Genomic DNA, 23049 nt, shown 5'->3' on the forward strand with positions numbered 1-23049 from the left:
CCGGCCTAGCCGTGTTGATGGTCTTGAAAAAGCGGAAAGCCCTTCGCGCAACGCTTCGACAATTTGTGAACGTGAGAGCCCGTCGAACAGCATCGGCGGGCTCTCGCTTTTCATTTATGCGTCGGTGGTCTCGGTGATGCCGAGCGCAGCCATACCTCTGACGAGTCGTCGAAATTATCAAGCAGGTACTCGCACCACGCGTTTTCCAGGTCCTCGAACTCGCGTACGATCTCGCCGTAATAGACAGTATAGACCTGATACTCATCGGGGATATTGCTGAGGATGAAGTCTGAGGTCGCCTTCCACCAGGCTTTCCGCCGGGGATCCTCATCAAATAGCTCACCAGGCGAAGGGCGCGAACAAGGCTGGTTAGGCTCGGGGGCATGGTAGCTTTCGACCACCCAGTGACCGAGATTGTATGCATAGCCCGCGTCGATCCAGATCGCGTCATAAGTCATGCCGAAGGTCGCCAATTCATTCCACGTCCCACAACAGTCTTTGAGCTTGTAGAAGCCGTGGATCATCCCCGGTGCCCATGGGTGCGACGCCATGATGGTTTTCAGCTCATCGTCGGTCTTGGGGGTCTTGGTGCAGATCAACGCTCTCTTCATCTTCATCGTGGTCTCCTTTTCTTCGTGGGTTTCACGCTTCTCGATGGTTCTGTTTTGTGCCCTGTCAGTTTATTTGACGCCTGAAAGCGAAACCCCGGCTTTGGGGGCCGGGGTTCGGGTAGTGTCTTTCTTTATGGCTGGGCGTCCGCCGCGACGCGGGCGCTCTGGATCGCGGTAATCTTTCGTGGCAAACGCGGTCTGCCACGCCGTGATCTCGGCTTCGAACCAGCATCTCCTGTTCGGGGAGACGAACGTGCTGCGCGGGAATTTGCCGTTCTTCTCCAGTCGAAAGAGCGTGGTCCTCGAAAACGGAACGAGGTTGAGCACGTCCTTCTCCGAAAGCATCTTGCGCGGCCTGGTGGTGGTGGTGTGTTCGTCGTCGGGATCGGTGATTGAAGTGCTGCTCTGCAGCAGCTTCTTCTTAGCTGCAGTCAACTTGCTAATCATAATGATGCGTCCTCTCCTTGTGCTTGATGTTGCTAGCGACACTAAGGAGGATACCGCGACTGCACTCGTTCGCCTTCGTCAAACGTGGCGTTCGACGAAAATTTCATAGTGTGGAACAAATCGCATTTGTGTTGACGTCGCGATGATGCACCCGTCAGCAAAGTGCTTGCGGCAAAGCGGAATGCCAAATCAAAATTAGAAGTGCGCTCGACCTTCTCTAGAGTGTCCTCGCGCGCTCAATCGTTATGACGTATTTCCAAGCGCAGGATGTTGCAGTACACTGCATGCAGCACCGTCTCCCAGCGTGGCCAAAGCTTCCGAAGATGGAGGCGGCAAGCACGGCAGCAGGCTTCGCACCGGCGCCGGTGAACCCGCAGCCGTTTTCCGCTGGGCCTCAACTCCAGCCGCATTTCGACGGGATCGAGCTTCTGCCGCCCGCTGCTGCCGAACGGCTTCGGGCATTGCGCCAGCGCGCCGCCGATGCGCACGCGCTCGTTCCTGAGTTCGAGACCATCCGCGAGGCAAGTGCGGCGAAGGTTGAAGCCGCGAATGCGTTGGCGCGGCTCGTCAACCATCCGCAGGACCATGGCTTCGGCCTCAAGCCGGATGATCCTCGCGTCGTCGCCGCCGAGAAGCATCTCGAAAAGATGACCGCCGATTTCGAGCTGCTGACAAAGTTGCAGGAGGCGAGGACGGCGGCATGGCACGCGGCATCCGCCCCGGTGGCTACCTGCGAGGACTTGGTGCGCCACGGGTTGCCCGGCGGCTGCACGCTGCAGGATCACGAAGGCGAGCCGCCGGAGTTGAAGAAGGGCGAGGACGATCTTTCCGCCGTCGAGCGGCTGCGAAGGCGCGGTCGCGAGTTGAGGGCCGATTTACATCGCATCAGGTCCGCGCCGTTCCCGTCGAGCCATGCCAAGCAGCGGATGCGTGCGGAGATCGAAGCACTGGCGCAGCGCGGTGCGCCAGTCGTCACGAACCTGATCGAGCATGACGGCCCGATCATTTGGCCGACGCTGCGGGTGCAGGTGGATGTATTCAACGCCCAGCCGGGTGCCGTTGCGTGGGTTGAGATACCCGACACGGTCGGAATGAATATGTGGCGGCACAAATCGGAATGGATCGCCGCACTGGACGACGAAATCAGCACCGAAAGTGACGACAAGGCCGCGTTGTCGCATGAAGCGCGGCAACAGCGCGAAGCCGAGGTTCAGGGCGATCTGCTCGCAATTGGGCGCGATGAGGCTGCACTGACGTGGTCAGCGATGGAGCAAGGTCTGCCTGTCGAGTTTCGTGCCGACATCTCGCCGCTCGCGATCTTGCAGGTGCGGCTGGTGACCACGGCGCGCACCACCGAACTACCCGAAACATCGCCGGGGCTTTCATGGTTGCGACTGTGAACACGGATCGTGAAGCCGGAGCGGCTTGCGTGCCTGCTTACCTCCCCGGCACGCACGGGCGCGGGATGGGCGACTGTCCCGCGCCACATATCACGAACCGCGACGGAGTTGTCTCGATGCCGTCGCGCAGGGCCGAGGTATTGTGCTGGCGCATGGCATCTCGGCCCGCCTCATCGGACACCGGAGCAAGTCAACCCCCTCTCAGGCACGCTCTAATGCGATCCTACGGCCCATCATCAAACGCGCTGCTCGACCGCATCGGCGACCCTGTCGTGCCGACCACCGACATGCAGGAGACGGCGGAATGATCCGGCGCAGGCGCTCGCCCGTGTTCGCCGCGTGGATGGCGATCCAAACTCGCGGCAGGGTCTGCGAGCGCTGGCGCTCATTTTCAAATTTCCATTTCGATGTCGGCCCGCGACCGTCATGGCGGCATCTGGTGATCCGCGACGATGCCAGCCGCCCGTTCGAGCCGGGCAATGCCCGATGGCAAATCGAGCGACCGAGGTATCGACGGCGAGGATCGACCGCGCGGACACGTTGATGCCACAATCCGTTAGGCCGCGCGTTAGAATGCCGTTAGACGGAGCGCGCCACTCCGCCGCAATCGCGCCTTGATCAGCGCCACTGCTGTTTTCTAGGGCTGGACGCTTCGCGGCTGGCCGCCGCGCTGGTGAGTGTGGTGGGCCACCGCGATCCCAACCCCGCCGCCGCTTACTGTTCCGTGATCTGGAGCATGTCACCAATGAAACGCTGTCTCGTTGCTTTCGCAATCGCCGCCAGCCTGTTCGCACCAGTTGCTCACGCCGACGATGCCTTGGAAGCCAAGGTGCGGGCCTACGTGCCGGTCGTCTCCCTCGCCAAAGTATGTGACATCAGGATCAATGACGCCACCTTGGGTGACCACCGCGCCGTGCTCGAAGCGGTGAAATCCGACCCGAACGCCGACAAACTCGCCTTCCGCGTCCATTACGAAACGCAGACGGCCTACATCAAGGCCCGCGACGGAGGTAAACGGGTCGCCTTCTGCAAAGACTTCATCGCAGCCAACAGCCAATACGCCAAGGCGCGCGTCACCGCCGTGGTCGAGGACCACATGAGCCACGTCAGCACTAATGTGCAGAAAGCGATTGCCTACAACGTCTGTGGAGCGAACACCTCCGCCAAGCTGTCCAAGGCCGACTGGAAGCCGTACGCGCTCACCAAGAAGATGCTTGAGATCGAGCATAAGTTGGCCAAGGAAAACGCCGAGACGAACGGCTGGAACGTCACAGAGGAAACGACGGCGGTCACGGAACAGTTCTGCGCGGCGGTAAAAACCCGATGAGCATCACCGCCGCCAAAGTCCGAGCCCCGCTGATGCGTTTTTTGCGCGGCTTTGACACGATGCCTCCAGCCGAGCCTGAAGGCGAACAGCACTGCCTCATGGCCCGTCGTCGGTTCCGCAGCGCATGGAAGTCCGGCGTCCCGGGCGATGACCGCCTCGCCGTCGATCAGGAATGACGATGCCAGGATTTTGCTGGCGGCTTCAACGATGGCCGGGAAGCGGTCGGCCCAGTCGTGGCCGTTGCGGGTGAAGCAGCGGACGCGGGCGCCATCCTTACGCACCATCAGCCGGTAGTCGTCATGCTTGATTTCGTGAACCCACAGCGGGCCGGACGGTGGCCGGTCCACCTTCGACGGCTGGCAGGGTTCGATGAAGCCGGAGAGACACCGCCGCTGGACCATGGTCGGAGGATAAGGCAGTTGCGGGGTGGATCAACCAGCTAACGGCGCGCGCAAGATGGCTGGCGACCGTCGCGGTGCAGGTAGTTAGGCAATCTTCGCTGTGATAGGTTCATCATCATGACTTCCTCAGCCGAGTCGTCAGGTGCACAAGCCCAAGTCCCGTTCAAGCCGGTCTATCCGCCGCTCACCCGCGCGGCTGTTCGAAAACTCTTTCCTGAGTCCGCTCTTGAGGTGATCGACCCACTTGCGACGATTTGGGATGAGGTTGTGCATCGCATCGTCGTCGTGCTTATGGAACTGGCCGCGAATGATGCGGAGCCTCTCCACATCAACCTGCGAGAAGAATGGGCATTCGAGCTTGCGAAACTGACATTTTGGCTCGGTGAGGGTGTGGTCAAAAAGCGACTTGCGGACCGCGATCCCAGCGTCGTGGGTATTGAGCAGGAACGCTACGAGTGTTTAGGAACCCCGGGGGCGAAGCTTATCAGTAACACCGCTCGCTTAGTTCAGGAGCATATTTGGAAGAAGCTTCTGACGGACTGGAAGCGAAAATCGGAAAAAGCACTGGAGCGCGAAGCGAACCCACGCCCAACTAAACTGGCAATCCAGCGCGTTGAGACAAACCACTTTATCCCCCGCTCGTTCATTCGCGACTATTGGGCGGTTGGTGGAAAGATTCTGCGATGGCGGCGCGTCGACGAAGGCTGGTCATCGGCATCGCGTAGTTTCGGACAGTGGGGTTTCAGGCCGAACCTCTACAGCGATTGGCTTGAAGCATATTTTGGCCTGCTAGAATGCGACGCAAAGTTGCCCGTCCAGAATCTTCTTAACACAAGGCCACTAAACGCCCCGCAGCGTGAGGCTCTTGTTGGATTTCTGGCCATCCAACTTTTGCGTAGTCCGGCTTTCATTGAGCGCATCCGCCAGTCGCTTTCTGCGGAGCTAGGGAGGCTTGGCTACAGCACAGACCCAGAGATGTTGCGGAAAGCATACGAGACACTGTATCGCAACAACGACCTATATCACCGGCTTGCACACCCGGTAATGTGGAGCCGTTGGGCGATTGTAAAGGCTCAATCGCCACTGTTTATTCTGCCGGATACATTTTGCGCGCACGGGGGTTTCGGCGACGGATTGCGCTTGGTCGCGCCGTTGACGCCACGAGTCTGTTTCGTGACATTGCCAACTAGAGAAACCGAAAAGCGTATCATTCCGCTGCAGCTCTGCGCCGATGAGCGACTTGCTCGCCGCATTTCCAGCATCCTCATCAGGCACGCGGAAAGCGAGTTTCTCTCGCACGCCGATTTCCGGCCTGATGAGCAGCAGATCGAGAGCGCCTCAGTGGGTAGTATACTCAATGAGGTCGAAGATGCCATTGGAGGCCGTATCGAACATTGAGGCCGCGGAGCTAACGGAGCCACAGCGCGCGGCGCTGCGGTATGGGCCTGCACCGCAGCCCGGTAAATAGGTCTGAGTTTCCTGAGGCGATCATGCTGCCGCCGCGCGGTCCTCTTTGTCGGTCCCTTGCATGACGATCCTGAGCGCATCGTCCGGCAGCGGTCGCTGTAACGCCTTCGCCTCGTCCCACGGCGCCCGCATCCAAACGTCCCAAGGGATCAGTCCCACGCACGATCCTTTCACCGACGCAGTCAAATTACTGGTCGGTGAAACCATTCAGATGGCCCGCGAAATGAACCAGAAACGGAACGGGCTCATCGTATCGATTGTCTGGATGGAGCCATTGGGGCCACCATTGCATTCGCAACGAAGGAGCGGTGTCATGCGTGCATATTCCATTATCACCCTCGTGGCCGTTATCATTGCCGGTGGCGGCTTAAAGCTGGCCTTCTTCGGTGCTCCACCCGCAGCGGCGGTTCCCTCACTTGCGAGTTCGAGCCTTGACCTTTATCAGATGCAACAGAACGCCAAGGACCTTCCGGAGCTAAAGTTTCGCGACATGACGTTCGTTTTTACAAGCGATTGAGACGGATTTAGCCAGACGCGGCTGAAATATGCCCGCGCTGTAGCGGCAGGATCGGGGCCTGCGGTCGCCCCTTTTCCGCACAGGTGCTGAGGTTATGGGACCCGGACTGCTAGGCACTCTGGGGCCGCTTTGCTTCTGGCGCTTTCTCGGAACGGGCGATCCGGACCGGCATGCAAATTCGCTATCCCTCGCGCGGGTCGGAACGTCGTAAACCTACCGGCCGTCGTGGATGTAAAATGCCCGCTCGCAGGGGTGGATCGGACTTCGGCGAGGTCAAGGCCGAACGCCTGCCGACATAGCGATTGACGACGCGGAACAGCGCCGCGATGGCGGCTTGGCTCGTGGTGATGCTGTAAAGGTTGCACATGCGCTTTGCGGACTAACGCTTCTTAAAGTCCGTTAGTTTCCGCATGTAGTAGCCCTGCCTCTGAACGGCGAGCTTAATGTCCTCGCTGACGCTCGCTATTTTTTTCTTCTTGCGCCATCTGCCTGACGCGTCAGGAAGAGGAATTGGCAAACCATTGCGCACAACCAACAGATCACGCTTAGTGTTCAGATACACATCGAACATTCTAAAAGCCCCCCAGCCGGGGTCAGGATATCGCTGGCAGCAGAAATGGCAAACAATTCCGCCAGGCAAGCCGCTACAGATTGCGGTGGATAGCGTACCGGGCACAACGGCGGGGACGTGCCTGCTCAGTCCTGCTGCTCGTCGAGCGGTGGCTCACCGGCTTTGTCCGCCATCTGTTGGCAGACGTTGGCAATCTCGGTGCACACCTCGAACACGACGCGCTCGATGCTGCGCCGAACCGCAAGATCGCCACGCGGCGCGCAGCGCGCAGGCAGGCTCGACAGTGCGGTCAGGGTGACGCCAGCGATGCCGTCGATCAGTTCATCGACATCTGCGCGGCGCACCAGTTCTCGCTTCTTCTCCATCAACCGCAGTTGGAGCATCTCGGTCTTGACCGCGACATGGGCAGCGTCAGCTTCACTGCGCGGGGATTGCTGTCGCTCACGCCGGAGAAACCGCAGGTAAGCAATGCGGCACTGGTCGAGCGGGAAGCCGTCACCTTGCCGCTGGATCACGCCTTCGGCTTCGAGCTTGCCGATGTAGGTCCGGCTGCAATCGAGATGCAGCGCCAGTGCCGACGCGCTGACGGTGGTCGCGGATTTGGCGGATCGCGGTCGAGAGACAGGCTTGGCGACGGGCGCGACGGTCTCGGTCATCAGCGTCATTCCTGTTGCGTCGCGGCAGGATAGCTCACTTCCGCTTTCAGCGGCATAGCGGACCATGCCCGGACTTGCCGCTGGCCAACCCGGTCGCGAATGACCAAAACCGGAGGTTGGCTCGCTGCACCACATGAGATGCCACGGCTCAAACCCGCTCAACCATCGGTTTACATGTTTCATGCCAGCGGCTTATCCTTTGGGTGCGCGAAGATGCCTTCCTGCGAAGGGAGGACACCGTGAGGGGTTCGCAACTTGCGCTATCGCTTCGAGGAATTCGCATTTGACATCGACCGACGCGAACTGCATCGCGGGGCAGAGGTCGTTTCCATTACACCGCAGGTGTTCGATCTGCTCGAATACCTGATCCGAAACAGGGAGCGCGTCGTCAGCAAGGACGACCTTATCAACGCCGTCTGGAGCGGCCGCATCGTATCCGATGCCGCACTTACGACACGCTTGAATGCCGCGCGAAGTGCAATTGGCGACAGTGGAGAGGAGCAGCGCCTCATCAAGACGCTTCCGCGCAAGGGCTTTCGTTTCGTCGGACAGGTGCAAGAGACGCGAGAAGTTGCGGCCTCAAATCCGGGTGAAGTCGCGCCCGAGAGCGCTCCTGCGCTTCCCGACAGGCCCTCCATCGCCGTGCTGCCGTTCGAGAACATGAGCGACGATCCCGAACAGGAGTATTTTGCGGACGGAATGGTTGAGGAGATCATCACCGCGCTTTCGCGGTTCAAATGGCTGTTCGTGATCGCCCGCAATTCCAGCTTTACCTACAAGGGCAAGGCGGTGAACGTGAAGCAGGTCGGGCACGAGCTTGGCGTGCGCTATATCCTTGAGGGGTCTGTGCGCAAGGCAGCGGGGAAAGTTCGCATCGCAGGGCAGTTGATTGACGCGGTGACCGGTGCGCACATCTGGGCGGATCGGTTCGAGCGCGACCTGATAGACGTTTTCGCGCTTCAGGACGAGGTGACGGTCGCCGTTGTCTCAGCTATCGAGCCAAAATTGGTTCAAACGGAAATCGCAATGGCGGCGCGGCGCCGACCGGAGAACCTCACCGCCTATGATTTTTATCTCCGCGCTCTGCCGCAGTCTTACCTGGCGACCCGTGAAGGGTTGGCCGACGCGATCAAGTTGGCTCACCGCGCCTTGGAACTGCACCCTCGGTTCGGCGGTGCCGCGGCTCTCGCAGGTCTCTGTCACATGCGAAACGTCCTTTTCGGCTATGCTGACGATCCCCAATTCGACCGCAGGGAAGCCGTTCGGCTTTCTCGCTTGGCATTGAGCGTCGACGATAGTGATCCAGATACGTTAGCAGCGGCTGCTGTAATCTCTTCGTTCATGATTGGCGATTGTGAAAGTGAGATCGAAATGGCTGACCGGGCAGTAGCGCTCAATCCCAATTCATTTGGCGCATGGTCCGCCAGAGGCTGGGTCTGTAGAGCTGCGGGGCTACCGCAGGAAGCGGTCCAGAGCTTCGAACGTGCCATTCGCGTGAACCCGATAGACCCGCTGCTACATTCGTCGTTTGTCGGGATGGGCATAGCCTTGATCGAGCTTCGTCGCTTTGACGAGGCCATCGTCGCAGCCAAGAAAGCCCAACGCCAGAAATCCTCCTATTGGCCAGCTTACTGCTGTCTCGCGTCCGCTTTCGCCCATCTCGGGCGCGAGGCTGAGGCCCGTGAGTTGGTCGCGCGTCTGCTTGAGTTCGATCCCGCCTTTACAATATCAGCGTTCGTCGTGCGGGGCGGGCAATCAAACGCGAAGCTGTTGATCGAGGGCCTTCGGAAAGCGGGCTTGCCCGAATGAACCTTGCTCGCGGCATCACGAATTAGAATGCACCTGCAACCACGGATTTTCTCGAGCCAGATTTCCTCGAGGGGAGCGGTCGCGCGGTCCCCGCCTTTCCTTACGCGGCCCAGAGGACCCGCGCGGTGTTGCAATAGTAAGAGCGCCATGGCGATTGATTTGGATCAAACGACCCAGCGTATCGCTCGGCAAACTCGTTAGCGGCAAAATAAGGAATATTGGTATGACCGCAGGGGCCGCCTTTCGTCTCACCGCTATGTTGGCTGTGTTTTTTCTCACGATCACTGCCGTACCGCCTGTGGTACTCGCTCAAACAACCGCCGCCCTCAAAACATGTGTTCCCGACATAAAGTCACAGTGCGGTGGCGCCGAAGGTGAACTTCGTCGGAACTGCATCAACTCTCGCTTCAAAGAGTTTTCTTTGCCTTGCCAGCTTGCGCTGGTAAAGCTGGCTGCCATCAAAAAGACTTGTAAAGCGGACGTTAAGAAGAATTGCCCGGGTGTTGTGCCGGGCGGCGGTCGTGTCGAGGCTTGCATAAAAGACCATTTCGCGGATATGAGCGCGGCCTGCAAAGAAACGATTTCGCAAGCGGCAGGCAAAAGTTAGTCGGGACCGGAACGGGCGCGCCTCTTATCGCGCCGCCAGTGCAAGCCGGTTCGCATCCACCGTCATACCGGCCTTGTCCGGCGCTTTGCGCCATGCGGAAAACCCGACCAACCCGTTGGCGGTGCCGACCAGATAGCCGTGGCCGGCGGCAGCGCGCAGCCCATCCTCGATTTCAACCAGCGTCGCCATCGCCATCGCACGTCACGAAACTCGACGGGGCCGGTCGAAACGTTGGCCTTTCACCAAAAGCGAGTAGCGGCTGCCACATCTGTTCAAGCCGATGCCCTCAGGCAATTTGGGCTTCCGGCAACCTTCGATATCGACGACTTTGAAAATTGGGTTTGTGCGTGCCCATCGTGAGGGAGCGGCGCATCGCATCATGTGAAACTAGGGCCTATCGGGGCCTAGCGGTTTTCGGCGGGCCTTCCGTTCTTTCGGCAGAAGTGGGAGAATGCCTTTATTTTCAAGGATTTCCGACGTCCTCAACAAGCCAAAGAAACAGCTAGACGTCAGGACCACACGACTTCACCGTCCGCTTCGCGTGCTCTCGTCAGCGCCACGCTCGGCGTCCACCGCATCCCACACCGCGTTCGTGACGACCGCGAAGCGCCCCTCGATCGGGTGAGACGGCGGAGTCATAACACTGAGTTGCCTTTACGATAAACCGAAATATTTTTCGCGGAAGGGCTGGACAGGGTGTGTCGCATTGATTTGTCGGGTGAAATTAGATTTTACGCGCATATTCACCCTCTCCAGGTCGCGCCGATGGAAATTTGAAACCGAAGGGTGGGGTCGCCCGTACAATTGCAATCGGACGACCCCTGCCGACCACTTCCAATTGCCCCCTGCCATTCAACAGGTGCGATAGCCGACCCCACAAATACGCAGCAACCATGATCCGGTTTTGCTGCGCAATCCGGTCATTCCTTTTCGTCTGACCAGTTTGGGCTATATGGCGCGCGTTGGCGCGACCTGGAGCAAAGCGTGAAACCGCCGCTACTTGCCCTTGAAGTTCGGCGCGCGCTTGTTGAGGAAGGCGTCCATGCCTTCGCGGAAATCCTCGCTCATGTAGGCGCGCAGGATCAGGTCTTCGCCTTCCTCGCGCGACAGCGTGCGGCGGATGCGGCGCACCGCTTCCTTGGTCACCTCTAACGTGATCGGCGCATGGCCGGCGACAAGCTTGGCGGTCTCGTTGGCGCGGCGCTGCAGCGTCTCCACGTCGGGAACGACTTCGTTCAGGAGCCCGAGCGCCAGCGCCTCCGGTGCCTCGACCAGGCGCGCCTTGAAGATCAGATCCTTGGTCCGCGCCGGGCCGATCAGCGAAACCAGCCGCGAGATGTTGGACATCGAGAGGCAGTTGCCGAGCGTGCGCGCGATCGGGAAGCCGATCCGCGTCGCCTCGGTGCCGATGCGGATGTCGCAGCATGCGGCGATACCGGCGCCGCCGCCGGTGCACGCGCCGGCGATCGCTGCGATGACAGGCACGCGGCACTGTTCGAGCGTTCCCAGCACGCGGTCGATCCGCGCCTCGTAGTCCAGCGCATCCTGCGCGGTCTTGAAGGCCCGGAACTGCGAGATGTCGGTGCCCGAGGCGAACGCCTTGTCGCCGGCACCGGTCATGATCAGCGCCTTGATGGAGTGATCCTGATTGATGTTCTCGCAGATCGAAGCCATCTGCTCATACATCGCAAAGGTCAGTGCGTTGCGGGCCTGCGGCCTGTTGAACGTGATGCGCGCGATCCCGTCCTCGACGGAGTAGATCAGGTCTTCGGTCGAAGTGACGGGCGCGTTCATGTCTCGCTCTTTCTGTTCTCTGAGATTCGATTTCAGGCGACGGCCTTTTCAAGCAACAGCCTCTTCAAGCAACAGCCTCTTCAAGCAACAGCCTCTTCAAGCAACAGCCTCTTCAAGCAACAGCCTTGGACGCCTGCGACGGGTCGCGTCCCTTCAGGACTTCCATCGCCGCCAGCACGCCGCCGCTGCGATGCGGCACCTTGGCGAGATCAAGGCCCATCTCGACGCCCGACAGCGTGCCCATCAGCATCAGGTCGTTGAAGTGACCGATATGCCCGATCCGGAATACCTTGCCCTTGACCTTGTTGAGGCCGGTGCCGAGCGACATGTCGAAATTATCAAGCACGACCTTGCGGAAATGATCGGCGTCATGGCCATCAGGCACCCGCACCGCGGTCAGCGCCGGCGAGTGCGCGCCCTGCTCCTGGCACTGCGTCTCCAGGCCCCAGACCTTGATCGCGGCGCGCGTCGCCTCGCTGTGGCGCTTGTGGCGGGCGAAGACGTTGTCGAGCCCCTCCTCCTCCAGCATCTTCACGGCCTCCCTCAGGCCGAACAGCAGGTTGGTCGCGGGCGTGTACGGCCAGGTGCCGGCCTTGTTGATGTTGATGACCTCCTGCCAGTCCCAATAGGAGCGCATCGCGGGATTGGCCTTGGCCACTGCCAGCGCCTTCTCCGACACGGCGTTGAAGCCGAGGCCGGGCGGCAGCATCAGTCCCTTCTGGGAGCCGGCGATCGACACGTCGATCCCCCAGGCATCGTGCTCATATTCAAGCGAACCGAGGCCCGAGATGGTGTCGACCATCAGCAGCGCCGGATGCTTCAAAGTGTCGAGGATCTTGCGGACGTCGCGCGGATAGGTCACGCAGGCGGTCGAGGTCTCGTTATGGACCACGCAGACCGCCTTGATCTTGTGCGCCTTGTCGGCGGCAAGCCGCGCCTCGATCTGCTCGAGGTCGGCGCCATGGCGCCAGTCGCCCGCAATGAAATCGACGTCGAGCTTGAACTTGTCGGCGATGCCGTGCCACAGCACGGCGAATTGCCCGGTCTCGCACATCAGAACCTTGTCGCCGGGTTGCAGCGTGTTGACGATCGCGGCCTCCCAGGCGCCGGTCCCCGACGAGGGGTAAATGATCACGGGCTGCTTGGTGCGGAACACACGCTGCATCGCCGAAAGCACGGCAAAACCGATCTCGGCGAATTCGGCACCGCGATGGTCCATGGTCGGCATATCCATGGCCCGCAGCACCCGGTCCGGCACGTTGGTCGGTCCCGGAATCTGCAGAAAATGCCTTCCAGTATGCACGGTCATGAGCGTCTTCCCGGTCTTGTCTTGGTCGTGGTGAGCCGCTCGCATATCACTATTCGCCGGGTTTGTCCTAGGCCCGGCGAGGGGCCGTCATGCATATCTGACGGCGCTCCACCACCGCCGACGGCCCCTCATTCGGCGGCCACCACCCTTCCCGGTGCCACCGGTTCGCTCGCCTCCTCGAACGGCCGCTCCGGGTGCATCAGCAATGCCGAGAAACCACCGACCAGCAAGAGCCCCATCGACATCAGGAACGGCAGGTACCAATTGCCGGTCGCGTCGATGACGAAGCCGGCGACCAGCGGCGAGACGATGGCCGCAAACGCCGAGCCGGAGTTCATGATCCCCGCCGCGGTGCCGGAATATTTCGATGCGATGTCCATCGGGATCGACCACATCGGGCCGATCACGAGCTCGGCACAGAAGAACCCGGCCGACAGGCTGAGCGCGACCACCGTGATGTCGTGAACGAACAGGATCGGCATCAGCGACAGCAGCGCGCCGGCGAATCCCACGATCGTCACGCTGAGCCGCGCCAGACGCACATTGCCGGTGCGCTCGAGGATGCGGTCGGAGATGACGCCGCCGATGCTGTCGCCGACGACGCCGGCGAAGAAGACGCCGGATGCGAACAGCGCCGAGTTCTTCAGATCGAGGTTGTAGTTGTTCTTGAAGAACAGCGGCAGCCAGTTGAGGTATAGCCACAGGGACCAGCCGTAGCAGAAATAGGTCAAGGTCACCGGCCACATGCGCTGCAGCAGAGGCCCCCACGGCACCTTCGGCCGCTCGCCCTGCGGACGCGGCGGCAGGGTCGCAAGCTCGGCTGCGGTGATCGAGCCATGGTCGCTCGGCTCGTTGCGGAAGTACCAGACCCACGCGACGCCCCAGATCAGACTGACAATACCGAGCGCGATGAACGCGCCGCGCCAGGTCAGCCACAGGATCAGCAGCGCGACCACCGGCGGGGTGACGGCATTGCCGAGCCGCGCGAACGAATGCGTCAGCCCTTGCGCGAAGCCGCGCCGCTTGGCCGGCGTCCAGTACTGCATCGCGCGCGTCGCGGTGGGGAAGGTCGCGCCTTCGCCGAACCCGAGCGCGAAGCGGGCAACGAACAGCGCGGCGAGACCATGGACAAAGCCGGTCATGATGGTCGCCGCAGCCCAGATCATGCCGCACCAGAACAAGGTCTGGCGCGGCCCGAAGCGATCGCCCACCCAGCCGCCGATCACCTGGAACAGCAGATACGGATAGGCAAAGGCCGAGAACACCAGGCCGAGCTCGGTGTTGGACAGGCCGAGCTCCTTCTGGATATCGCTGGCCGCGGTGCCGATGTTCACCCGGTCGACATCGGTGATGAAGTACATCACGCAGAGCATGGCCAACACGACATGGGTGGCCTTGAACCGAAGCCTCATCTCCTCCCCTTCCCTGATCCGCGATTTTTCTGAGTTCGTTGGCTTGCGGGATGCCGTGGACTGCTGATTAGGTGCCGACCACTTTCAGATGCGACGGTGCGTTGCGCTGATCGCGCTGCTCGAGAAGCCGCATCGCGGCCTCGACGCCGCCCGGGCGATGCGGGACACCGGCGACCGACAGTCCCATCTCCACGCCGGTGAGCGCGCCAAGCAGCGTCAGCTCGTTGCACTCACCGAGATGGCCGATGCGGAACACCTTGCCGGCGACCTTCGACAGGCCGGCACCGAGCGACATGTTGAAATTGTCGAGCACGACCTTGCGGAACTGATCGGCATCGTGGCCGGGCGGCATCATCACCGCGGTCAGCACCGGCGAGAATTCCGACGGTTCCTGGCAGAGATTCTCGAGCCCCCAATGATTGACGGCCGCACGTGTCGCGGCGGCGAGCCGCCGATGCCGGGCGAACACGCTGTCGAGCCCCTCCTCCAGCAGCATCGCGATCGCTTCGCGCAGCCCGTAGAGCAGGTTCGTCGCCGGCGTGTAGGGGAAGAAGCCCTTGGCGTTGGGCTTCAGCATCTCCTCCCAATCGAAATAGGAGCGCGGCATCTTGTTGCTGCGCGATGCGGCGCGCGCCTTGTCGGAGATCGCGTTGAAGCCGAGGCCGGGCGGCAGCATAAAGCCCTTCTGCGAGCAGCTGACGCTGACATCAACCTTCCACTCGTCGTGCCGGTAGTCGACCGAACCCAGCGAGGAAATGGTGTCGACCATCAAGAGCGCCGGATGCGAGGTGCGGTCGATCGCGGCGCGGATCTCCGCGATGCGGCTGGTGGCGCCGGTCGAGGTCTCGTTGTGGACGACCATCACCGCCTTGATGCTGTGCGCCGTGTCGCCGGCGAGTCTCGCCTCGATCTCGGCGGGGTCGGCGCCGCGGCGCCAGTCGCCGGGCATGAAGTCGACCTCGATGCCGAAGCGGCCGGCCATCTGGCGCCACAGCGTGGCGAAGTGGCCGGTCTCGACCATCAGGACCTTGTCGCCCGGCGACAGCGTGTTGACGATCGCGGCCTCCCAGGCGCCGGTCCCGGACGACGGGAAGATGACCACCGGTCCTGCAGTCTGAAACACCTTCTGGCTGCCCTCGAGCACGGTGCGGCCAAGCTCGCCGAATTCGGCGCTGCGGTGGTCGATGACCGGCATGTCCATCGCGCGAAGAACGCGGTCGGGGACCGGGCTCGGTCCCGGAATCTGGAGAAAATGGCGCCCTTGATGCATAAGAACCTCCCAATCGCCGTGCTTCGGTCTGCTGATTGGCTATTTTGCATTCATTTTTTGTCTTTTCAACGCATATTTGGTATTCGATTGGAGACGTCGACGCGACCCTGTGGGTAAATTATTGTCCCGGATATGAAATCTGCGATTCCCGAAATCGGGGTTCCGATCACCCCACCAGCCGCCAGCAATGGCGGCGACCGCCAGGAAGCCTCGCTGCACGGGGAGATCCTGCTGCGGCTTCGCGACTATGTGGTGGAGGGCAACATCCCCGAAGGCGGGCGCGTTCCGGAGCGGCAGCTCTGCAACATGCTGGGGATATCAAGGACGCCGCTGCGCGAAGCGCTTAAGGTGCTGGCCGCCGAAGGCCTGATCGAGCTCCTGCCCAATCGCGGCGCGCGGGTGCGCCGGCTCAGCCCGCGCGACCTCGAGGAACTGTTCGACGTCATGGCCGGGCTCGAGAGCCTGGCCGGTCGGCTGGCCTGCGAAGCCATCACCGATGAGGAAATCGCCGCAATCGAGCAGCTGCATTACGAGATGTACGGCCACTATCTGCATCGCGACATGCACGGCTACTTCCAGATCAACCAGCGCATTCACGAGAGCATCGTTGCCGCGGCGCGCAACGAGACCCTGAAGACCGCCTACGCCAATTTCGCCGGCCGGATCCGCCGGGTGCGCTACTCCGCCAATTTCGCCCGCAAGCGGCAGCGCTGGGCCGAGGCGATGCGGGAGCACGAAGCGATCCTCGATGCACTGCGCCGCCGCGCCGGCAGCGAGCTCAGCGACATCCTGTTCGCACACCTGCGCAACAAGCGGACCGCCGCCATCGAGCACCTCGCCGAGGGACAGGACAACGCCGACGAGGCGACGCCTCAGGGCGATTAGCCCTTGAGGCCGCAAGTCTTGCTCATTATGAATTCATAATGTAATTCTGAATGCAATAGAATGAATAATCCATGGGCAATATCGGTTGCGTCGTGGATCACATCGGATCTGGGATGAAGAACGCCTCATCGCTCGAACAGCGCCTGCGGTCCGAAATGACCGGCGACGTCTTTTTCGATGACTTCAACCGCGGCCGCTACGCGACCGACGCCTCGTTCTACCAGATCATGCCGGCCGGCGTGGTGGTGCCCCGCACCGTCGACGAGGCGCTGCGGGCGCTCGCGATCGCCCGCGACGACGGGCGGATCGTGACCCCGCGCGGCGGCGGCACCTCGCAATGCGGCCAGACCGTCAATGACGGCATCGTGGTCGATCTCTCCAAGCACCTGAACCGGATCCTCTCGCTCGACGTCGACAACCGGACTTGTGTGGTCGAGCCCGGCATCGTGCTCGACGACCTCAACCGCCAGCTGAAGCAGCACGGGCTGTGGTTTCCGGTCGATGTCTCGACCGCGTCGCGCGCCACGATCGGCGGAATGGCCGGCAACAATTCCTGCGGCGGCCGCTCGTTGCGCTATGGCACGATGCGCGACAACACGCTGTCGATGGATGCCGCGCTTGCGGACGGCACGCTGCTGCATTTCGGCGAGGTGCCGCGCGATCTGACGCGGATCAATTCTCCCGACAGCGGATCGAGCCTGTTCCGCGACATGCTCGATCTCGGCGAGCGCGAGGCGGCCGAGATCGCGGACAAATTCCCGAAAGTGCAGCGTCGCGTCGGCGGCTATAATCTCGACGCGCTGGTGCCGCGCAACGCGCCGAACAACATGGCGCATCTTTTGGTCGGGTCGGAGGGGACGCTTGCCTTCACGACCCAGGTCGAGCTGAAGCTGTGGCCGGTGATCCGCAACAAGGCGCTCGGCGTCTGCCATTTCGGCAGCTTCTACGAGGCGATGGACGCGGCCCAGCATTTGGTCAAGCTGCGGCCGATCGCCGTCGAGCTGGTCGATCGCACCATGATCGCGCTCGGCCGCGAGATCGCGATGTTCCAGCCGATCATCGCAGCGGCCGTGCGCGGCGATCCGGATGCCATCCTGGTGGTCGAGTTCGCCGAAGAAGACCAGGCCGACAATCTCGCCCGCCTGAAACAGCTCGGCGAGCTGATGGCCGACCTCGGCTTCGGCTGGGACAGGCCGCAGCGCAAATGGGGCGGCGTGGTCGAGATCATCGAGCCCGCGCTGCAAGCCGGCATCGCCGACTTCCGCGCCGCCGGCCTCAACGTCATGATGTCGATGAAGCAGGAGGGCAAGCCGGTCTCCTTCGTCGAGGATTGCGCGGTGCCGCTGCCGCATCTCGCCGACTACACCGAGCGGCTCAACGCCGTCTTCGCCAGGCACGGCACTCGCGGCACGATGTATGCGCACGCCTCCGAAGGCTGCCTGCATGTGCGCCCGGTGCTCAACCTCAAGCTCGAGAAGGACGTCAAGGCAATGCGCGCCATTGCCGAGGAAGCCTTCGAGATGGTACGCGAATACAAGGGCTCGCATTCCGGCGAGCACGGCGACGGCCTGGTGCGCTCGGAATTCCACGAGACGATGTTTGGCGCGCGCATCGTTGCCGATTTCCGCGAGGTCAAGCAGCGCTTCGATCCGGACAACACGCTCAATCCGGGCAAGATCGTCGATCCGCCCAGGATGGACGACCGCTCGCTGTTCCGCTTCTCGCAAGAGTATCGCGTCGGCGAATTGCAGACGGCGCTCGACTGGTCGGCCTATCCCGGCGCCGGCGGCGGTTTCCAGGGCGCCGTCGAGATGTGCAACAACAACGGCGCCTGCCGCAAGCTCGAGGGCGGCGTGATGTGTCCGTCCTATCGCACGACCCGCAACGAGAAGGATGTCACCCGCGGCCGCGCCAACACGCTGCGGCTGGCGATCTCGGGCCAATTGGGTCCGGACGCGCTCGCCTCCGACGAGATGATGGACACGCTCAAGCTTTGCGTCTCCTGCAAGGCGTGCCGTCACGAATGCCCGACCGGCGTCGACATGGCCAAGATGAAGATCGAGGTGCTGGCCGCGCGCGCCGCGACGCACGGTCTGTCGCTGCGCGACCGGCTGGTCGGCTATCTGCCCCGCTATGTCGATCTCGCCTCGCGCTTTGCTCCGCTCGCGAACTGGCGCAACCGCAGCCCGCTGTTGCGCGCGCTGTTCGAGAAACTCGCCGGGATCAGCGCCAAGCGCGCGCTGCCGGCGTTTCGCCGCGACACCTTCCGGCCTGACGCCGAGGTGCTGGGTCCGCCTGACGGCCGCGAGGTGGTGCTGTTCGCCGATACGTTCAACCGCGGTTACGAGCGGGAAAATCTCGACGCGGCGATCGAGGTGCTGCTCGCCGGCGGCTATCGCGTCCACCTTCCCCGGCCATCGGACGGCGGGAGGCCGCCGTGCTGCGGGCGGACGTTCCTGTCGGCCGGACTGGTCGAACAGGCCCGCGCCGAACTCGACCGGCTGGTTGCGACCTACGTGCCGTTCGCCGCCCGCGGCGTGCCGATCATTGGTCTGGAGCCGAGCTGCCTGCTGACCCTGCGCGACGAGCTGCTGTCGCTGCGTTCGGATGACGCCGCAAAGGCGGTGAGCGCGCACGCCTTGCTATTCGAAGAATTCCTGGTGCGCGAGGCCGAGGCCGGGCGGCTCGCCCTGCCGCTCGGCGCGGTCGCCGGCAAGGCCGTCGTGCACGGTCATTGCCACCAAAAATCCTTCGGTGCGCTCAAGCCGGTGGAGAAGGTGCTGCGCCTGGTGCCGGGCCTCGAGGTCAAGATCATCGAGTCGAGCTGCTGCGGCATGGCCGGTGCGTTCGGCTATGGCGCGGAGACCTATCAGGCCTCGATCGAGATGGCCGAGCTGTCGCTGCTGCCGGCGATCAGGAGCGCCGATCCGGACACGCTGATCGTGGCCGACGGCACCTCATGCCGGCACCAGATTATGGACGGCAGCGGCCGCACGCCGCTCCATGTCGCCTGCGTATTGGCGATGAGCCTGAAGTGTGCGAAATCCAGTTCAGATCAATCGATAAAGGAAGAGGCCCATGGCTGATCTCACGCTCGACATTACCCGCAAGATTCTGGATGCCGCGCTGGCCAAGGGGGTCGAGAAGAAATTCAAGCCGCTCGTCGTCACCATCCTCGACGCCCGCGGCGCTGTAAAGGTGACAGCCGCGCAGGACGGCACCAGCCTGATGCGGGCCGAGATCGCCCACGGCAAGGCCTACGGCGCGCTGGCGTTGGGAATGGGATCGCGCGCCCTGTTTCAGCGCGCGCAGGAGCAGGCCTTTTTCGTCGACGCGGTGAACACGCTGGCGCAGGGCCGGATGGTGCCGGTCCCCGGCGGCGTGCTGATCATGGACGGCTCGACCCTGCTCGGCGCCGTCGGCGTCAGCGGCGACACGTCAGACAATGACGAGATCTGCGCCGTGGCCGGCATCGAAGCCGCCGGCCTGAAGGCCAACGCGGGCTAATTTTTGCGCACCGCCGCGCGACCCAGTCGCGCGGTGCGTGGTCGTCGCGCCGCTCTAGCGCCCGGTCCATGTCGGCTTGCGCTTCTCGCCGAAGGCCTTGAGGCCTTCCTTGGCGTCTTCGGTCATCGCGAGCAGCGCGATCTGGCTTTCGGTGTAGGCGATGCTTTCGTCGAACGACATCGAGGCGATCGCGCGCATGGCGTATTTGCCGCGCCGGATCGCGGTCGGCGACTTGTCGACGATGCGGCCGATCAGCCAATCGACCTTGGCGTCGAGCTCGGCTGCGGGCACGACATAGTTGAGAAGGCCAGCCGCCTGCGCGGTCCTGGCGTCGAACGGCTCGCCGGTCAGCGCCCATTCGTTGACGAGGCGCGGCGGGGCGATCGACTGCAGCAGGCTCAGCACCTGCATCGGAAACACGCCGACCTTCACCTCGGGCAGGCCGAAGATTACGCCTTCGGCGGCGACCGCCATGTCGGTCATGCACAACAGCCCCATGCCGCCGGCCATGCAGACGCCGCCGACCCGCGCGATCGCGGGCTTGGTCGCGCTCTGCGACAGCCGCAACAGGTCGGCGTAGTCGACATTGGGACGCGAAAAATCCATCGAGAACGCCGCGCCGCTGTTCTGCAAATCGGCGCCGGCGCAGAACGCCTTGTCGCCGGCGCCCGTCAGCACGATGACGCGCACGTCCTTGTCGTCATGCGCATCGCGGTAGCCCTTGGCGATGCCGGCGATCACACCGGCATTGAGCGCATTTCGCTTGTCCGGGCGGTTGATGGTGATCCAGAACGCCTGCCCGCGCTTCTCGAGAAGAACGCTGTTGTCGGTCATGTTTCCCGCCTGTTTTCTTGCCCGGTTTCTTGCCTGTGCGCTGTTGTCAGCCGACATTTGCGGCAGGATCGGCGCCGACTGCAAGCAGGATTTAGCCGGCGGCCGACGCCTTCCTGATCCAGACCTTGTTGTCGTGGAACGCGGCGCCACCAAGCGGTGCGACGGCCTCGGCCCCGGTCAGCATGTTGATGCCGCGGCCACCGATGTGGGACTTGTTCGGGTGGATCGATTCGGCGATCAGCACGCCGCGGCGAACGCCATCGAACAGCTTCGCGGTCAGCGTGGTCTCGCCGCGCATGTTGCCGAGCGTGACGGCCTCCCCGTCGGCGATCGACAGCGCAGCCGCATCGTCGGGGTGAATCATCACGGTCGGCGCGCCCTCGCGGGCCTGCGACGACGGCGTTTCGTTGAAGCTGGTGTTGAGGAAGCTGCGCGACGGTGATGTCGCGAGACGGAACGGGTGCTGCGCGTCCGCCTCCTCGATGATCCTCCAGTGGTCGGGCAGCGAGGGCATCTTGTCCCACGCTCCCATCAGCCCGCCTGTCCCAACCGGGACCTTGCCCCAATCGACCTTGAAGTGGAACTTCTTGTCGGCATGGGCGAATCCATCGAGATAATGCGAGGTGCGGAAATCCGGCTGCAGATCGCGCCACAAATCGGCTTCCAGCGCCTCGATATCGCCGTGCCCGCTCTTCTTCAAAGTTGCGTCTATCAGCTGGCGCGGCGTCATGTCGAAACCGGGATGCACGGCATTGAGCCGGCGGCCGAGCCCCTGCATCACCTCGTGGTTGGAGCGGCATTCGCCGGGCGGGTCGATCAGCTTGGGACCGACCGAAATGTGCTGATGGCCGCCACCGTAATAGAGATCATCGTGCTCCATGAACATCGTCGCCGGCAGCACGATATCGGCCATCTGGGCCGTCTCGGTCATGAACTGCTCGTGCACCGCGACGAACAGATCCTCGCGGGCAAAGCCCTGGCGCACCAGCGCCTGCTCGGGCGCGACCGTCATCGGATTGGTGTTCTGGATCAGCATCGCCTTGACTGGCCCGCCGCCGCGCAGCGCTTCGGCATCGCCGGTAAGAATGCGGCCGATCTTCGATTGATCGAGCACGCGCGTAGAGGGATCGATCGCGTCGTGGCCCTCGATGATCGACTCGTCGAAGCGCCAGATGCCGGCATTGTTGAAGAAGGCGCCGCCGCCCTCATACTGCCAGGCGCCGGTGACCGCGGGAATGCACGTCGCGGCATGCATCTGCGCAGCGCCGTTGCGGCTGCGCGTAAAGCCGTAGCCAAGACGGAAGAAGGAGCGCTTGGTGGTCCCGACCAGCCGCGCGAACGCCTCGATCTCCTCGACCGGCACGCTCGAAATCTCCGACGCCCATTCCGGCGTCTTGGTCTTCAGATGCGCTTCCAGTTCGTCGGGGCAATCGGTATAGCGCGCGAGATAATCGCGATCGGCAAACCCTTCGCGGAACAGCACGTGCATCACGGCGCAGGCGAAGGCGCCATCGGTTCCCGGCCGCAGCAGGATCTTGATGTCGGCCTGCTTCATGGTCTCGTTGTTGTAGACGTCGACCGCCGCAATCTTCGCGCCACGCTCCTTCCGCGCCCGCGATGCATGCGTCATCACGTTGACCTGGGTGTTGACCGGATTGGTGCCCCAGATCACGACGAGGTCGGAGACGCCCATCTCGCGGGGATCGACGCCGGCGATCTTGCCGGTCCCGGCCGCAAAGCCGATGCGCGCGATGGTTGCGCAGATCGTGCCGTAGAAGCGCGAATACTTCTTCACATGCGACAGCCGGTTGAGGCCGTCGCGCATCACCAGCCCCATGGTGCCGGCGTAATAGTAGGGCCAGACCGACTGGGCCCCGAACTCCCGCTCGGCGGCATCGAAACGCGCGGCGATCTCGTCCAGCGCCTCATCCCAGGAGATCCGCGTGAACTGCCCGGAGCCCTTCGGCCCGGTCCGGCGCAGCGGATACGTCAACCGTTCGGCATGATGAATCCGCTCGGCATAGCGCGCGACCTTGGCGCAGACCACGCCGGCGGTGTAGGTCTGCTGCTTGGAGCCGCGTACCCTGCCGATCGAACGTCCGTCGATCACCTCGACGTCGAGCGCACATGCCGAGGGGCAGTCGTGCGGACAGGTGGAATGGCGGATGTCGACCTTGGCATGCTGGTTCATGGCCAAATTGGTAACATCAAATGTCCCCTCCGCC

At 62.5% G+C, this 23049-nt stretch carries 20 protein-coding genes and 3 pseudogenes; 10 read left to right on the top strand and 13 right to left on the bottom strand.

Annotated elements, in window-relative coordinates; all coding sequences use genetic code 11:
* Positions 1-110: 110 nt before the first annotated feature.
* Positions 111-617 (bottom strand): hypothetical protein, encoded by a 507-nt coding sequence (locus tag G6P99_RS32215; RefSeq protein ID WP_165124884.1) that lies wholly within the window; start codon positions 615-617, stop codon positions 111-113.
* 63 nt (positions 618-680) lie between these two features.
* Positions 681-1058: a helix-turn-helix transcriptional regulator gene (locus tag G6P99_RS32220; protein WP_246709676.1), complete on the bottom strand. Its 378-nt coding sequence runs from the start codon at positions 1056-1058 to the stop codon at positions 681-683.
* A gap of 284 nt (positions 1059-1342) precedes the next feature.
* Here G6P99_RS32220 and G6P99_RS32225 point away from each other — a divergent pair, with 284 nt between their 5' ends.
* The 3 genes from G6P99_RS32225 to G6P99_RS32235 all read left to right on the top strand — a co-directional run bounded on the left by G6P99_RS32225 (position 1343) and on the right by G6P99_RS32235 (position 3961).
* The gene (locus G6P99_RS32225; protein WP_334261743.1) at positions 1343-2458 is read left to right on the top strand and encodes a hypothetical protein; all 1116 of its coding nucleotides are present in this window, start codon (positions 1343-1345) and stop codon (positions 2456-2458) included.
* A 745-nt stretch (positions 2459-3203) separates the two neighbouring features.
* Positions 3204-3785: a hypothetical protein gene (locus tag G6P99_RS32230; protein WP_246709899.1), complete on the top strand. Its 582-nt coding sequence runs from the start codon at positions 3204-3206 to the stop codon at positions 3783-3785.
* A complete protein-coding gene (locus tag G6P99_RS32235; RefSeq protein ID WP_246709900.1) occupies positions 3782-3961 on the top strand; it encodes a hypothetical protein in 180 nt (59 codons plus the stop codon). The genes G6P99_RS32230 and G6P99_RS32235 overlap by 4 nt, the downstream gene beginning before the upstream one ends.
* A 21-nt stretch (positions 3962-3982) precedes the next feature.
* On the opposite strand, the pseudogene G6P99_RS32240 reads toward G6P99_RS32235, so the two are convergent.
* A pseudogene (locus G6P99_RS32240) lies at positions 3983-4186 on the bottom strand (ATP-dependent DNA ligase); the annotation flags it as partial.
* A gap of 117 nt (positions 4187-4303) precedes the next feature.
* Here G6P99_RS32240 and G6P99_RS32245 point away from each other — a divergent pair.
* Positions 4304-5584: a DUF4238 domain-containing protein gene (locus tag G6P99_RS32245; RefSeq protein WP_165124896.1), complete on the top strand. Its 1281-nt coding sequence runs from the start codon at positions 4304-4306 to the stop codon at positions 5582-5584.
* Between the two features lie 90 nt (positions 5585-5674).
* Here G6P99_RS32245 and G6P99_RS47745 read toward each other — a convergent pair.
* A pseudogene (locus G6P99_RS47745) lies at positions 5675-5794 on the bottom strand (SOS response-associated peptidase); the annotation flags it as partial.
* Positions 5795-5966: 172 nt separating this feature from the next.
* On the opposite strand from G6P99_RS47745, the gene G6P99_RS47750 reads away from it, so the two are divergent.
* Positions 5967-6170, top strand: coding sequence for a hypothetical protein (locus G6P99_RS47750; RefSeq protein ID WP_414645440.1), 204 nt, complete (start codon positions 5967-5969; stop codon positions 6168-6170).
* A gap of 285 nt (positions 6171-6455) precedes the next feature.
* Here G6P99_RS47750 and G6P99_RS32255 read toward each other — a convergent pair.
* Both G6P99_RS32255 and G6P99_RS32260 read right to left on the bottom strand, forming a co-directional pair.
* Positions 6456-6537, bottom strand: a pseudogene (locus G6P99_RS32255) (SOS response-associated peptidase); the annotation flags it as partial.
* A 329-nt stretch (positions 6538-6866) separates the two neighbouring features.
* Entirely contained in the window at positions 6867-7397 is a 531-nt protein-coding gene (locus tag G6P99_RS32260) for a hypothetical protein (protein WP_165124902.1), read from the bottom strand.
* Between the two features lie 255 nt (positions 7398-7652).
* Between G6P99_RS32260 and G6P99_RS32265 the strand changes: the two genes are divergently transcribed.
* Both G6P99_RS32265 and G6P99_RS32270 read left to right on the top strand, forming a co-directional pair.
* A complete protein-coding gene (locus tag G6P99_RS32265; protein WP_165124905.1) occupies positions 7653-9206 on the top strand; it encodes a winged helix-turn-helix domain-containing tetratricopeptide repeat protein in 1554 nt (517 codons plus the stop codon).
* Positions 9207-9429: 223 nt separating this feature from the next.
* Positions 9430-9813 carry a cysteine rich repeat-containing protein gene (locus G6P99_RS32270; RefSeq protein WP_165124908.1) on the top strand — a complete coding sequence of 128 codons (384 nt, stop codon included), beginning with the start codon at positions 9430-9432 and terminating at the stop codon, positions 9811-9813.
* Positions 9814-9837: 24 nt separating this feature from the next.
* Here G6P99_RS32270 and G6P99_RS32275 read toward each other — a convergent pair whose 3' ends face one another.
* From G6P99_RS32275 to G6P99_RS32295, 5 genes are all read right to left on the bottom strand, one after another.
* Complete coding sequence (locus G6P99_RS32275; RefSeq protein ID WP_165124911.1) at positions 9838-10008, bottom strand: hypothetical protein; 171 nt, start codon at positions 10006-10008, stop codon at positions 9838-9840.
* An 801-nt stretch (positions 10009-10809) separates the two neighbouring features.
* A complete protein-coding gene (locus G6P99_RS32280; protein ID WP_165124914.1) occupies positions 10810-11607 on the bottom strand; it encodes an enoyl-CoA hydratase/isomerase family protein in 798 nt (265 codons plus the stop codon).
* Between the two features lie 112 nt (positions 11608-11719).
* Positions 11720-12916: a pyridoxal-phosphate-dependent aminotransferase family protein gene (locus tag G6P99_RS32285; RefSeq protein ID WP_029079956.1), complete on the bottom strand. Its 1197-nt coding sequence runs from the start codon at positions 12914-12916 to the stop codon at positions 11720-11722.
* Between the two features lie 128 nt (positions 12917-13044).
* A complete protein-coding gene (locus G6P99_RS32290; protein ID WP_165124917.1) occupies positions 13045-14328 on the bottom strand; it encodes an MFS transporter in 1284 nt (427 codons plus the stop codon).
* A gap of 67 nt (positions 14329-14395) precedes the next feature.
* Positions 14396-15598, bottom strand: a complete 1203-nt coding sequence (locus G6P99_RS32295; protein ID WP_165124920.1) for a pyridoxal-phosphate-dependent aminotransferase family protein — start codon at positions 15596-15598, stop codon at positions 14396-14398.
* Between the two features lie 132 nt (positions 15599-15730).
* On the opposite strand from G6P99_RS32295, the gene G6P99_RS32300 reads away from it, so the two are divergent.
* The 3 genes from G6P99_RS32300 (at position 15731) to G6P99_RS32310 (ending at position 19990) form a co-directional block, all read left to right on the top strand.
* The gene (locus tag G6P99_RS32300) at positions 15731-16483 is read left to right on the top strand and encodes a GntR family transcriptional regulator (protein WP_165124923.1); all 753 of its coding nucleotides are present in this window, start codon (positions 15731-15733) and stop codon (positions 16481-16483) included.
* A 113-nt stretch (positions 16484-16596) separates the two neighbouring features.
* Positions 16597-19569, top strand: a complete 2973-nt coding sequence (locus tag G6P99_RS32305) for an FAD-binding and (Fe-S)-binding domain-containing protein (protein WP_165124926.1) — start codon at positions 16597-16599, stop codon at positions 19567-19569.
* Positions 19562-19990, top strand: a complete 429-nt coding sequence (locus tag G6P99_RS32310) for a GlcG/HbpS family heme-binding protein (protein ID WP_165124929.1) — start codon at positions 19562-19564, stop codon at positions 19988-19990. Before G6P99_RS32305 ends, G6P99_RS32310 begins: the two co-directional genes overlap by 8 nt.
* Positions 19991-20044: 54 nt before the next feature.
* Here the strand turns inward: G6P99_RS32310 and G6P99_RS32315 are convergent, their stop codons facing one another.
* Entirely contained in the window at positions 20045-20824 is a 780-nt protein-coding gene (locus G6P99_RS32315) for an enoyl-CoA hydratase/isomerase family protein (protein ID WP_029079962.1), read from the bottom strand.
* A gap of 91 nt (positions 20825-20915) precedes the next feature.
* Entirely contained in the window at positions 20916-23015 is a 2100-nt protein-coding gene (locus G6P99_RS32320) for a molybdopterin oxidoreductase family protein (RefSeq protein ID WP_165124932.1), read from the bottom strand.
* Between the last annotated feature and the right edge of the window lie 34 nt (positions 23016-23049).

This window comes from Bradyrhizobium sp. 6(2017), from assembly GCF_011058295.2.
GTDB classification, from domain to species: Bacteria; Pseudomonadota; Alphaproteobacteria; order Rhizobiales; family Xanthobacteraceae; genus Bradyrhizobium; species Bradyrhizobium septentrionale.

Coding starts and splice junctions, on each gene's coding strand:
- G6P99_RS32245 (WP_165124896.1), top strand. CDS start 4,304: ATGACTTCCTCAGCCGAGTCGTCAGGTGCACAAGCCCAAGTCCCGTTC.
- G6P99_RS32285 (WP_029079956.1), bottom strand. CDS start 12,916: ATGACCGTGCATACTGGAAGGCATTTTCTGCAGATTCCGGGACCGACC.
- G6P99_RS32225 (WP_334261743.1), top strand. CDS start 1,343: ATGCAGCACCGTCTCCCAGCGTGGCCAAAGCTTCCGAAGATGGAGGCG.
- G6P99_RS32300 (WP_165124923.1), top strand. CDS start 15,731: ATGAAATCTGCGATTCCCGAAATCGGGGTTCCGATCACCCCACCAGCC.
- G6P99_RS32230 (WP_246709899.1), top strand. CDS start 3,204: ATGAAACGCTGTCTCGTTGCTTTCGCAATCGCCGCCAGCCTGTTCGCA.
- G6P99_RS32275 (WP_165124911.1), bottom strand. CDS start 10,008: ATGGCGATGGCGACGCTGGTTGAAATCGAGGATGGGCTGCGCGCTGCC.
- G6P99_RS32280 (WP_165124914.1), bottom strand. CDS start 11,607: ATGAACGCGCCCGTCACTTCGACCGAAGACCTGATCTACTCCGTCGAG.
- G6P99_RS47750 (WP_414645440.1), top strand. CDS start 5,967: ATGCGTGCATATTCCATTATCACCCTCGTGGCCGTTATCATTGCCGGT.
- G6P99_RS32310 (WP_165124929.1), top strand. CDS start 19,562: ATGGCTGATCTCACGCTCGACATTACCCGCAAGATTCTGGATGCCGCG.
- G6P99_RS32315 (WP_029079962.1), bottom strand. CDS start 20,824: ATGACCGACAACAGCGTTCTTCTCGAGAAGCGCGGGCAGGCGTTCTGG.
- G6P99_RS32290 (WP_165124917.1), bottom strand. CDS start 14,328: ATGAGGCTTCGGTTCAAGGCCACCCATGTCGTGTTGGCCATGCTCTGC.
- G6P99_RS32320 (WP_165124932.1), bottom strand. CDS start 23,015: ATGAACCAGCATGCCAAGGTCGACATCCGCCATTCCACCTGTCCGCAC.
- G6P99_RS32305 (WP_165124926.1), top strand. CDS start 16,597: ATGAAGAACGCCTCATCGCTCGAACAGCGCCTGCGGTCCGAAATGACC.
- G6P99_RS32295 (WP_165124920.1), bottom strand. CDS start 15,598: ATGCATCAAGGGCGCCATTTTCTCCAGATTCCGGGACCGAGCCCGGTC.
- G6P99_RS32260 (WP_165124902.1), bottom strand. CDS start 7,397: ATGACCGAGACCGTCGCGCCCGTCGCCAAGCCTGTCTCTCGACCGCGA.
- G6P99_RS32215 (WP_165124884.1), bottom strand. CDS start 617: ATGAAGATGAAGAGAGCGTTGATCTGCACCAAGACCCCCAAGACCGAC.
- G6P99_RS32270 (WP_165124908.1), top strand. CDS start 9,430: ATGACCGCAGGGGCCGCCTTTCGTCTCACCGCTATGTTGGCTGTGTTT.
- G6P99_RS32235 (WP_246709900.1), top strand. CDS start 3,782: ATGAGCATCACCGCCGCCAAAGTCCGAGCCCCGCTGATGCGTTTTTTG.
- G6P99_RS32220 (WP_246709676.1), bottom strand. CDS start 1,058: ATGATTAGCAAGTTGACTGCAGCTAAGAAGAAGCTGCTGCAGAGCAGC.